The 11,505-nt window shown below is 69.8% G+C and carries 9 protein-coding genes; 7 read left to right on the top strand and 2 right to left on the bottom strand.

The window, feature by feature from the left end; genetic code table 11:
* Window positions 1-13 precede the first annotated feature (13 nt).
* A complete protein-coding gene (locus OG852_RS03540; protein ID WP_330347030.1) occupies window positions 14-793 on the top strand; it encodes an SDR family NAD(P)-dependent oxidoreductase in 780 nt (259 codons plus the stop codon).
* A 51-nt stretch (window positions 794-844) separates the two neighbouring features.
* Here OG852_RS03540 and OG852_RS03535 read toward each other — a convergent pair whose 3' ends face one another.
* A complete protein-coding gene (locus OG852_RS03535; RefSeq protein WP_330347029.1) occupies window positions 845-1,591 on the bottom strand; it encodes a GntR family transcriptional regulator in 747 nt (248 codons plus the stop codon).
* 543 nt (window positions 1,592-2,134) lie between these two features.
* Here OG852_RS03535 and OG852_RS03530 point away from each other — a divergent pair.
* The 6 genes from OG852_RS03530 (at window position 2,135) to OG852_RS03505 (ending at window position 10,106) form a co-directional block, all read left to right on the top strand.
* Window positions 2,135-3,157, top strand: a complete 1,023-nt coding sequence (locus OG852_RS03530) for a LacI family DNA-binding transcriptional regulator (RefSeq protein ID WP_330347028.1) — start codon at window positions 2,135-2,137, stop codon at window positions 3,155-3,157.
* 131 nt (window positions 3,158-3,288) lie between these two features.
* On the top strand, window positions 3,289-4,536 hold the full coding sequence (locus tag OG852_RS03525; RefSeq protein WP_330347027.1) for a sugar ABC transporter substrate-binding protein: 1,248 nt from the start codon (window positions 3,289-3,291) through the stop codon (window positions 4,534-4,536).
* 20 nt (window positions 4,537-4,556) lie between these two features.
* The gene (locus OG852_RS03520) at window positions 4,557-5,540 is read left to right on the top strand and encodes a carbohydrate ABC transporter permease (protein ID WP_330347026.1); all 984 of its coding nucleotides are present in this window, start codon (window positions 4,557-4,559) and stop codon (window positions 5,538-5,540) included.
* Window positions 5,537-6,361, top strand: coding sequence for a carbohydrate ABC transporter permease (locus OG852_RS03515; protein WP_330347025.1), 825 nt, complete (start codon window positions 5,537-5,539; stop codon window positions 6,359-6,361). The genes OG852_RS03520 and OG852_RS03515 overlap by 4 nt, the downstream gene beginning before the upstream one ends.
* 83 nt (window positions 6,362-6,444) lie before the next feature.
* Entirely contained in the window at window positions 6,445-8,181 is a 1,737-nt protein-coding gene (locus OG852_RS03510; RefSeq protein WP_330347024.1) for an amylo-alpha-1,6-glucosidase, read from the top strand.
* Window positions 8,182-8,252: 71 nt separating this feature from the next.
* Window positions 8,253-10,106: an RICIN domain-containing protein gene (locus OG852_RS03505; RefSeq protein WP_330347023.1), complete on the top strand. Its 1,854-nt coding sequence runs from the start codon at window positions 8,253-8,255 to the stop codon at window positions 10,104-10,106.
* A gap of 167 nt (window positions 10,107-10,273) precedes the next feature.
* Here the strand turns inward: OG852_RS03505 and OG852_RS03500 are convergent, their stop codons facing one another.
* Complete coding sequence (locus OG852_RS03500) at window positions 10,274-11,059, bottom strand: ATP-grasp domain-containing protein (protein WP_330347022.1); 786 nt, start codon at window positions 11,057-11,059, stop codon at window positions 10,274-10,276.
* Window positions 11,060-11,505 lie beyond the last annotated feature (446 nt).

The following is an 11,505-nucleotide window of genomic DNA, read 5'->3' as shown; positions in this document are numbered from 1 at the left end:
GGACCGGGGACGTATGAGCGTGTCATCGAGTGGGAGCCGCCGGCAGCACGCCGGCGGCCGGCTCGCCGGCCGGACCGCCCTGGTCACCGGCGCCGCCTCGGGCATCGGACTGGCCACGGTGAGCCGCTTCGCCGACGAGGGAGCACGGGTCCTGGCCGTGGACCTGGACGCCGAAGGGACGGCCCGGGCGGTGGCCGGGATCGAGGGGGCGATCCCGGTCGGCGCCGACGTACGGGACAGCGGGCAGGTGGACGCCGCGTACGAACGCGCTCTCGCCGAGTTCGGACGGCTCGACGTCGCGGTGAACGCGGCGGGCGTCTCGGGCGCCCAGGCCGACATCTGCGATCTCACCGACGAGGACTTCGAGGAGGTCATAGCGGTCAACCTGGCCGGCACGTTCTACTCCGTGCGAGCCGCTGTACGGCTGATGCGTCGCAACTCCCCCTCGGGCGGGTCCGTCGTCAATGTCTCCAGCGTGGGAGCCCTCGCCAACTTCCCCCTGCCGGCCATGTACCCGGCATCCAAGGCGGGAGTGCTGGGGCTGACCCGTGCGGTGGCCGCGCTCGTGGCGGACGACGGGATCCGCGTCAACGCGGTGGCGCCCGGGGCGACGGACACCCCGATGCTGCCGGCGGACGTGGAGATCCGCCGTGCCGTCGTCGGCCTCGGGGTGCTGCGCCGGGCTGCCTCCGCGGAGGAGATCGCGCATACGATCCTGTTTCTCGCCGGCGACGAATCGGCGTTCTACACGGGCCAGACCCTGTCACCCAACGGCGGGTACGTCATGCACTGAACGCAAGCGCGTGTTCTGGACCGCGCGCGCCCTTGTCCCGGGCGGCGCGGCTCAGCGTGAGGCGGTGCTGAACGGCAGCCCGCTGGTCGCGGACAACCCCTCCAGTCCCGCGCGCTTCGCCTGCTCGACGTGGTGGTTCGACGCACGCACGGCGGCCTCGGGATTACGCGCCTCGATCGCCTCGACCATGGTGCGCAGTTCCTGCGCACTGCGGGCCGTGCGCCCCGGCTGGGCCAGTGAGGTGGCCCGCAACAGGCTGAGGCGGGCCTGGACACCGCCGAGCGTGGAGTGGACCGAGCGGTTGCCGCAGCCGCGCAGCAGGACGTCGTAGAACTGGTCCTTCGCCTTGAGGATCCGCAGGGTGTCGCCGTCGCCGCTCACCACTTCGGCCAGCTGTTCGAACGCGGTGCGCAGCTCCGCCACCTGGTCGTCCGACGCGACCTCGGTGAACCGGCGCACGGCGAGCGCCTCCAGTGCGGCGCGCAGTTCGTAGAGCTCCAGCGCCTCCTGGAGTGAGGGCACCACGACGACCGCACCCTTCTGCGGGATGGTCTTGACCAGTCCCTCGGCCGCCAGCTCGCGCAGAGCCTCGCGGATGGTGGTGCGCGAGACGCCGATCTCCTCGATCAGCTCGCGCTCGACCAGTCGCTGACCAGGCGCGTAGTGGAAGCTGAGGATGGCCTGACGCAGCACATCGAGCACCTGCTGACGCAGAGGTGCGGCGACCCGGCCGACCCGGGCGGCCAGATCGACGGTTTCGGCGGAGCTGCGGGGCGCTGGGTTGCCTGATGCGGTCACAGGATCAGGATACGGTACGGCCGTCGTACAACCCAGGGGCCCGGTGAGCCTGCGTGTGAATTTCGCGGACCGACCCAAGATGTTCAACGGCGTGACACATTGGCCGAGCGGTGGGGGAGTCACGTACGGCGTCGATGTCCGGACGCTTCGTGACGCGGTCGGTGCCCAGCAGGCCCGTGCCGAGGGCCGGCGCCACGGCGGCCAGAGCCCGGCGCGGGGCTGATCTGTCAGCGGATGGCACGGAATGTCTTCTCATCCTTGAGTATCGGCGAGTGTCGAACCGGTTCGATCTCGGGCGCCAGGAGAGCGACGCGGTTCGGCTTGGTCGGTGGGGGTCATCCCCTGGACCGGAGGAAACCGGACCTTCCGACGGCTGCGAAAATGCCGTCGAGGGTGTTGACAGTCGTTCGGCCAGTTCCTACCTTCACTTCACGCGAACCGGTTCGACGACCGGCTCACGATGCAAGTCCCACCCTCGACTCTCGCGGCCGGCGAGTACTCTCTCCCCCGAGGAGTCGAACCGGTTCGATCAAGGAGCCACCCGTGAACATCGGTGAGATCGCCCGCCGGGCCGGTGTCTCCCGCAGCACCGTGTCCTATGCGCTGAGCGGCAAGCGCCCGGTCTCGGACGCCACACGCCGGAAGATCCAGGAGGTCATCGACCAGCTGGGCTACCGGCCCAACGCCAGTGCGCGTGCGCTCGCCAACGGCCGGACCAGCACTCTCGGCCTGGTCTTCCCGCCGGCCGGCAACCACTACACCGGGATGCAGCTCGACTTCATCGGCAGTGTGGTGGAGGCCGCCGCGGCCTACGACTACGACGTGCTGCTCTCGCCGAGTGGTGTGGACAGCGACCGTTCCTTCCAGCGGTTGCTGGGGGAGCGCCGCGTCGACGGCGCGATCCTCATGGAGATCAGGCTGGCGGACGACCGGGTCGATCACCTGGCCGAGCTGGACTTCCCGGCCGTCGCCATCGGCCGTACCGCGCATCCCGAGGGCGGTTGGTGGGTCGGCCTGGACCACACCGCGCTCGCGGAGGCGTGCGTCCACCATCTCGCTGACCTTGGCCACAGCAGGGTCGCCTTCGTCAACCGTCCCGAGCAACTCCTGCGGGCGGGGTACGAGTCCGCGCACCGCGGCCTGGACGGCTTCACCAAGGCCGCGGCCGAGCGCGGGCTGACGGTGCGGACGTACTGCTGCGGGGACGACGCCGCCTCCGGCCAGGCCTGCCTGGAGCGGATCCTGCACGACGACCCGGCCACCACGGCCCTCGTCACGCTGAACGAGGCCGCCCTCGGCGGCCTCTACCGGGGGCTCGCCCGCGCGGGCCGCCATGTGCCGCGCGACTTCTCCGTCACCGGCGTCGTCGCCGCCCGGTGGGCGGAGACGGTGACCCCGCAGCTCACCGCGGCCGACGTACCGGCGGAGGAGATGGGCCGACGCGCCGTCGACCTGTTGGTGGAGCGGCTCGACCATCCCGACGCGCCGCCCCGGCACCATCTGCTCGTGCCTCCGATCTCCCTGCGGGCCAGCACCGGGCCGGCCGCCGCCGGTACCACGCCCTGACCGCACCCGCGTAGCTCTCCCCGACTCACTTCACCTCACCGACGCCCGTACCTGGCCACCGTGCCGTGCCCGTCCGCCCTCACCACCCCGTGCCTCGGCACCGGCATGCCCAGAACAAAGGAACCCTCGCGATGAACAGCTCCTCCAGACAGCGCCGTCTGACCGCCGCGGCCGTGACCGCCCTGGCCGTGGCCGTCAGCGCCACCGCCTGCTCCTCCGCCTCCGGCAGCAGCGACACCAAGAGCGCCGGCGGCGGCACGTACACCATCTGGGACCCGTACCCGCAGTTCGACAAGACCTCGGACTGGGCGAAGCTGCTGGACCGGTGCGGCACCAAGGCCGGGGTGAAGATCAAGCGGACCGGCTTCGACACCAGCGACCTGGGCAACAAGACGCTCCTGGCCGCCCAGCAGGGCAACTCGCCGGACGTCCTCATCGTCGACAACCCGGTGGTGTCCACCCTCGCCGAGGCGGGCGTGCTCACCACGACCGACGAGAACAAGCTGGACACCTCGAAGGTCGACCCCAACCTGCTCGCGGCCGGACAGTCGGACGGCAGGACCTACGGCACCCCGATCGGCGCCAACACCCTCGCGCTCTACTACAACAAGGCAGTTCTGAAGCAGGCAGGGGTCGACATCGCCTCGGTCAAGGACTGGCCGTCGCTGACGGCGGCGCTGGCGAAGGTCAAGAAGGCGGGCAAGAAGGGCATCACCTTCTCCGCGATCGGCACGGAGGAGGGCAGCTTCCAGTTCCTGCCCTGGTTCTGGGGCTCGGGCGCGCAGCTGACCCACCTCGACTCCACCCAGGCGGTGTCGGCGCTGTCCCTGTGGAAGGACTGGCTGAAGCAGGGCTACGCCCCCAACTCCGTGCTCAACAACACCCAGACGACCAGCTGGCAGGAGTTCGCGAGCGGCGACTACGCCTTCGCCGAGAACGGCACCTGGCAGCTCGCCAACGCCAAGAAGGCCGGCTTCGACTACGGGGTGATTCCCGTCCCGGCCGCCACGGGCGGCAGCGCGGCCGCCCCGACCGGCGGCGAGTTCGTGACCATCCCGGTCCAGAAGGACTCCGGCCGGTACGCCACCTCCGAGAAGCTGGTGACCTGCCTGACCAGCGGCGACAACCTCTACAACACCGACTCCACGCTGTCGTACGTGGCTCCCACCAGCGAGGTCCAGGACAAGCAGGTCGCCGCGAACGCCGAGCTCAAGCCGTGGGTCGACGCGGTCAAGGCGGCCAAGGGCCGCACCAGTGATGACCTGGGCACCAAGTACCCCAAGATCTCCGAGCAGATGTGGAAGGCCGTCCAGTCCGCCCTCAGCGGTTCCAAGTCGCCCAAGGACGCGCTGTCCGAGGCCCAGTCCGCGGCCCAGTAGGCCGACATCAAGGGCCGTCGATGAATCACACGACCAAGCTGCCGGACCACCGGCCCGCGCGGGTCCGGAACAGGGCGGCGGCCACCGCCCCGCCCCCGGCCCGTGGCACGACACGCCTCCGGACCGCCTCCACCCAGTGGGCCGCCTGGGCCTTCCTCGCCCCGGTGACCGTCTATCTCGCCCTCTTCTACGCCTATCCCCTCTACCGCAACCTCGACCTGAGCCTGCGGAACTACACCGTCCGCTCCTTCGTGCAGGGCGACGCGCCGTTCACGGGCCTGGCGAACTACCGCAAGGTCCTCGCCGACCCGGTCTTCGCCCCGGCCCTGCTCCACACCGCGGTCTTCACCGCCGTATGCCTGGTCTTCCAATACGCCATCGGCCTCGCCCTCGCGGTCTTCTTCAACCAGCACTTCAGGCTCTCCGCCCTCCTGCGGGCCCTGTTCCTGGTGCCGTGGCTGCTGCCGCTGATCGTGTCGGCCTCCACCTGGTCGTGGATGCTGAACAGCGAGTCGGGCGTCGTCAACGCCGCCCTGCACGCCGTGGGCATCGGGCAGGTGAACTGGCTGACCTCACCGTCCTGGTCCCTGACGTCGGTGATCGTCGCGAACATCTGGACCGGCGTCCCCTTCAACCTGGTCGTCCTCTACAGCGGCCTCCAGTCCATCCCCACGAGCCTGTACGAGGCCGCCGCCATCGACGGAGCGAACGCCTGGCAGCGCTTCTGGCGCGTCACCTTCCCACTGCTGCGGCCGGTGTCCGCGATCACCCTGCTGCTGGGTCTCGTCTACACCCTCAAGGTCTTCGACATCATCTGGATCATGACCAAGGGCGGTCCGGCGGACTCGTCGACCACCTTCGCCACCTGGTCCTACCAGCTCGGCTTCGGCAACCTGCTGCCCGCATTCGGCCCCGGCGCGGCCGTGGGCAACCTGCTGGTGATCGCCGCCCTGGTCTTCGGCCTCGTCTACGTCCGGGTGCAGAGAAAGCAGGCGCTGTCATGATCCGAAGCCGCAGACGCACGGGGACGAAGACCACGATCGGCGTCCTGCTGACCGGGATCATGCTCTTCCCGCTCTACTGGATGGTCAACGTGTCCTTCACCCGCGACCAGGACATGCGCAAGAGCCCGCCCGACCTCTTCCCCGTCCACGGCACTCTCGCCGGCTACCGGACCGTCCTCGACGAGCAACTGCCCTACCTCGGCACCAGCCTCGTCATCGGCCTGGGCACCGTCGTCCTGACCGTCGCCCTGTCCGCGCCCGCCGGCTACGCCCTCGCCAAGCTGCGCCCGCGCGGCGGCGGCCTGCTGAACTTCCTCCTGCTGGCCGCCCAGATGATCCCCGGCATCATCATGGCGATGGGTTTTTACGCCATCTACCTCCAACTCGGCCTGCTCCAGTCCGTGCCCGGTCTGATCGTCGCCGATTCCACCCTCGCCGTCCCCTTCGGCGTCCTCATCTTCACCGCGTTCATGAACGGCATCCCCGGCGAACTCCTCCAGGCCGCCACGACCGACGGCGCCGGACCACTGCGCACCTTCTGGTCCATCGTCCTGCCGATCAGCCGCAACGCCGTCGTCACCGTGTCCCTGTTCGCGTTCCTGTGGTCCTGGTCCGACTTCGTCTTCGCCAGCACCCTCGTCAACGGCGGCGTCCATGAGCCGATCACCCTCGGCATCTACCACTACATCGGCAACAACAACCAACAGTGGAACGCCATCATGGCCACCGCCGTCGTGGCCTCGCTGCCGGCCGCGGTCATCCTCGTCCTGGCCCAGCGCTACGTCGCCGCCGGTGTGACCGCCGGTGCCGTCAAGGACTGAGTCTCCCCACCTCCGGTACGACGGCTGACCCGACGGCGCGTCGGCCGACCGATGCCTCCTGCTCCAGAAACGAGTCACGCCACATGACCGCCGCCCCGCCCGGCCCGGCCTTCTCGGTCCACGACATCCCGTTCAGCACCTACGGATCCTGGTTCGACATCTCGCCCGTGGTGGCGGAGAAGACCTACGCCGAAGACCTCCACCTCGTCTCGCACCAGAACGGCATGCACGCCGTCCTGCGCCTCGCACCGCTCGACCCCGCGACAGGCGGGCGCGCCGAGACCCATGTCGAGGCGACACCGGGTCTGCTCAGCTGGATCGGCGACGGCGGACGCGTCGACCTCGCGTACGAGTCCCCGGACACCGTACGGCTACGGGGAAGCGGACCGAGCTTCGGAGTCTTCGCCGCCGCACGCACCCTCACGCCGTTCAGCGGCACGTACTTCTTCCACGACCCGGCCGCCGGCGCCCATGTGTTCACGTCGTACGAGACCGGTCGCCGCTACCGTGTGACCCTGTTGTCCGGAACCATCGTGGAGGCGGTCGGAGACCAGGCCCTGGGCAGCGCCGACCGTGGTGTCCGCGTGGCCGCGGACCCCGACGCGGCCTGGGAGATCGCCGTCGAGGAACTCGACACCGCCCGCCCGCCGTACAGCTCCGCGGCGACCTTCGACGACATCGTGGAGTCCGCTCGGGGCGCCTACGCGGACTTCGTCGACGCGGTGGCCCCCTGGCGCTCGCCCGCCACCCCGGCTGCCGAACTCGCCGCCTACGTCGTCTGGTCGGCGACGGTACGCCCGACGGGCCTGGTCACCCGGCCCGGCGTGCTGATGTCCAAGCACTGGATGGACAAGGTCTGGAGCTGGGACCACTGCTTCAACGCCCTTGCCCTGGCGCCCGGTTGCCCGGAGCTGGCCCTGGACCAGTTCCATCTCCCCTTCGACCACCAGGACGACAGCGGCGCCCTGCCCGACTCCGTCACCCACTCCGAGGTCCTCCGCAACTTCGTCAAGCCACCCATCCACGGCTGGGCCTTCGGCCGGCTGCGCCGCCGACTGCCGACACCCCCCGGCCGGGCCGAACTGAGCCTGGCGTACGCCCGTCTGGAACGCTGGACCGACTTCTGGCTCACCGCGCGCCGCGCCCCCGGCACCGAACTGCCCTACTACCAGCACGGCAACGACAGTGGCTGGGACAACGCCACCACCTTCGACCCCGCACGCGTGGTCGTCACCGCGGACCTGGCAGCCTTCCTCGTCCTCCAGCTGCACGAACTCGCCGCCCTCGCTGAGGAGTTGGACAGACCGGACGAGGCGGACCGCTGGACGCGGGTGGCCGACCAGATACGGACAGCGCTGCTGGACCAGCTCTGGACCGGTGACCGGTTCGTCGCCCGCGGAGCCGGCACCGGGGACACCTGGAGCAGCGCCGGCCTCCTCGACCTCATGCCCATCGCGCTGGGCGAGCACCTGCCCGACGAGGTCAGCGGCACGCTGGCCGACCACATCAAGGCCCACCTGACCCCGTACGGCCTGGCCACCGAACGGACCACCTCACCCCACTACCTCGCCGACGGCTACTGGCGCGGTCCGATCTGGGCCCCCGCCACCGTCCTCGTCGAGGACGGCCTGCGCCGCGCCGGACACCACCGGCTGGCCGACGACATCAGCGCCCGATTCCGCGCCCTGTGCGAGACCCACGGCTTCGCCGAGAACTTCGACGCCCTCACCGGAACGGGCCTGCGCGACCGCGCCTACACCTGGACCGCCAGCAGCTACCTCCTGCTCGCGGAGGCGTACGCGCACCGGGACGGCCACTGACCGGCCGCCTCCCTCACAGCCCCGGCGCCCCCACCGGCCCCGGTTCTTCCTCCCCCCTCAGGAGCCGCACGATGAAGTCGCTCTCCTCGCTCCCCGGACCGACCGCCCCCACCAGACGCCGGACGATCTCGTCCGTCGCCGTCCTCCTGACCGCCCTGGCCACGACCCTGATACCGGTGGCCCCCGCCGAGGCCGCGAACACCGGCGTCACCGTCGACTTCGCCACCGCCGGCGGCGCCCCGACGTACCACGCCTCCGGCATGATCTACGGCATGACGCCGAACGGCTCACTCCCGCAGGACCACTTCTTCAAGGACATCAAGTGGCACTTCATGCGGGCCGGCGGCGCGCAACTCAACAGCGGTGGCTACGGCAGCAGCCTCGCCGGCTACCAGACCCGCTGGAACTCCACGCTGGCCCAGTACAAGCGGACCGCCGCGCTGGGCGGCACGTTCGTCCTGCTCCCGCACGACCTGTGGGGCGCCGACGCCACCACCACCCAGGGCTGGCCCGGCGACAACGGTGACTGGACACTGTTCGACAACTTCGTCACCCAGCTCATCAACGACGTCCGCGCCAACAACATGACCGTCCAGTGGGACCTGTGGAACGAGCCCGACGGCAGCAACTTCTGGGGTCCCTCGCAGACCCGGTATCTGCAGATGTGGTCGCGGTTCTACGCCAGGGTCCGGGCCGCGTTCCCGAATCAGCTCATCGTCGGGCCCAGTATCGCGGGCCAGCCGAACTCGTCCAACACGTGGTGGACGACGTACCTGAACTACGTCAAGGCGAACAACGTCGCCCCCGACATCTACAGCTGGCACGACGAGCCGGGCGACCCGGTCACGGACGTCGGCCGCGCCAACTCCACCCTCGCCACGGCCGGGTTGACCAACACCCGCCCGTACCAGATCAACGAGTACGCCACCTTGTCCATGCAGTCCCCGGGCGGCGGCGCCTGGTTCATGGGCCGCCTCGAGCGGGCCGGTGCGGACGGGCTGCGCGGCAACTGGGGCGGGGGCACGAACCTGCACGACTACGAGGCCAACCTGCTCACCAAGAACAGCGCCGGCCAGTACCTGCCCCTCGGCGAGTGGTTCATGTACCGCTACTACGGCTCCCAGACCGGCAACATCGTCAACCTCGTCCCGGGTACCGGAACCGACGGCCTCGCCACCAAGGACAACACCGCCAAGAACGCCAAGATCCTGCTGGGCAGCAACGGCAACACCGGCACGGTCACCGTCAACCTCACCGGCCTGAACACCACGTCGGTGGTGGAGAGCGGCAAGGTCCGCGCGGTCGTCCAGCGGGTCCCCTACAACAACGGTGCCGCAGTGACCGGCCCCGAGACGATCTCCGACACCACCCTGAACGTCGGCGACAACACCGCCTCGGTCAGCATCCCCTGGAGCAATGCCAAGGACGGCTACACCGTCACCCTGCTCCCGCCGTCCAACACCACGATCTCCACGGTCGCGGTCAGCGAGAACAGCGGGCAGTGCCTGGACGACACCAACCTGAGCACCGCCAACAACACCCAGTACCAGCAGTGGAACTGCGAGGGCGGCTACCAGCAGATGCTCGACCTCAAGCCGGTGAGCGGCAAGACGAACACCTACACCGTCGTCAACGAGCTCAGCGGCAAGTGCCTCGACGTCTCAGCGGCGTCCACCGCCGACGGCGCCGCCGTCATCCAGTACACCTGCAACGGCGCCACCAACCAGCAGTTCACCCTCAACCCCGTCACAGCGCTCGGCCACGGCAACGACTACCAACTCGTCGCCGTCCACAGCGGCAAGTGCGTCGACGTCAGCAACGTCTCGACCACGGCCGGCGCGCTGGTCCACCAGTGGACCTGCGATGCGGCGAGCGCCCTCGGCACCAAGAAGAACCAGATCTGGCGCCTTCTGGGCAAGGGCTGATCCACCGGCGCTTCCCCGTGGGGCCCCCGGCCACCGGCCGGGGGCCCTGCCGCATGACCGGGCCGGCTGCGGGCACGGCCACGACGGGGGTGGGGGAGAAGACGGAGGTGCCCTGCCGGCTCCCCGGTTCGCCCGGGCGGCAGGGTGACAGCCGGACCGGGACCCGGTCAGTCGTGAACGTGTTCCGGACGGGCCGCCGACCTGCTCAGGTACGGCCTGTCCCGCTCGGTGACCGCGGCGATCGGTCCGGCGGCGCGGAGTACCGTGTCGAGGACGCGGTCCGGTTCGGCGGCGTAGCAGTGGGCGAACCACGCCATGTTGGCCTCGACCACGGCCCAGCCGCCGTCGGCGAGCCGACCGATGTCCAGGCAGACCGCACTGGGCAGAGTGGCGGCCATGGCGTCGAGTACCGTGCGGCCGAAGGCACGGCTTTCGGTGTCCAGGGGCGCCGGGTCGAGGCGTCCGTGGACGGCGTAGCGACTTCCGGTGACGGCCACCCCGTCGAGGACGAACAGCCGGTACTCGGCGGTGAACTCCACCACCCCGCTCACCAGGACCGGCGTGGAGCCGTCGAGCGCCCCCGGCAGGCTGGTCCCGTCCTCGTGCACGGCGGCGGGCAGCAGGTCGATCTTGGCCGAGGGCGGCTTGACGAAGGCTCGTTCCCGCAGCGCCCGGGCCTCGGCGAGGGTGGTGAGCCGTACCGAGCGCCGCAGGAGGGGGCGCGGTATCCGCGTCAGCCAGTCGTCGGCCGGTTCCAGCAGCCCGAGGCCCAGCGGGCCGGCAAGGTGCGCGGCGGCACGGGGGCCTCCGTACCAGTGCACCCGGCGTCCTTCGGCACGTGTCGCCCGGTCGGTCACGTCGTAGCCACGCCAGGCCGCTGCCCGGGCGAGGAGTTCGGCGGTCGAGGTGCGGGGTGGGGACAGCAGAAGGATGGGCGGGGCACTGGCTTCCATCTCGGCGACTCTAACGGACGTGGCTGCCGACCGATCAAGCGCCGGGTTCCCGCCGCCGTCGGCGAGCAAGGTGAAACGGCTTTCCGGCCGGTCGGTCCCTGTTCGATGGAGAGTGCATGACGACGAGTGGAATCAGTGTTTATCCAGGACGGCGGAATTTCCTCCGCATCACACGAGCGCACCATATTGGTCGCGACCCCACGAAATGTTTCTTCGCTCCCCGAAACAACGGTGAAGACCACGGCGGTTCCCGATGCCGGCCTGGGCGGGGCCGGGCGGTTCCCGCGATCATGCCGGTTTAAACCATGATCAAAATATCGTTATCTGCTTGAGATGTAAGCCCTCCGGCGGGTGGTGAGGCCGCCGTTTCCGCATGTGCGCGCTCCCGTAACGGTTGTCCGATCTTCGCCTGAAAACGCAGACAGGAGCGTTGCGTCGGCTGTTCG

The sequence above is a fragment of the Streptomyces sp. NBC_00582 genome (assembly GCF_036345155.1).
In the GTDB taxonomy this organism is placed as follows: domain Bacteria; phylum Actinomycetota; class Actinomycetes; order Streptomycetales; family Streptomycetaceae; genus Streptomyces.
The sequence above is the reverse complement of the archived record's forward strand: the minus strand, read 5'-3'. Positions and strand labels throughout refer to the sequence as shown.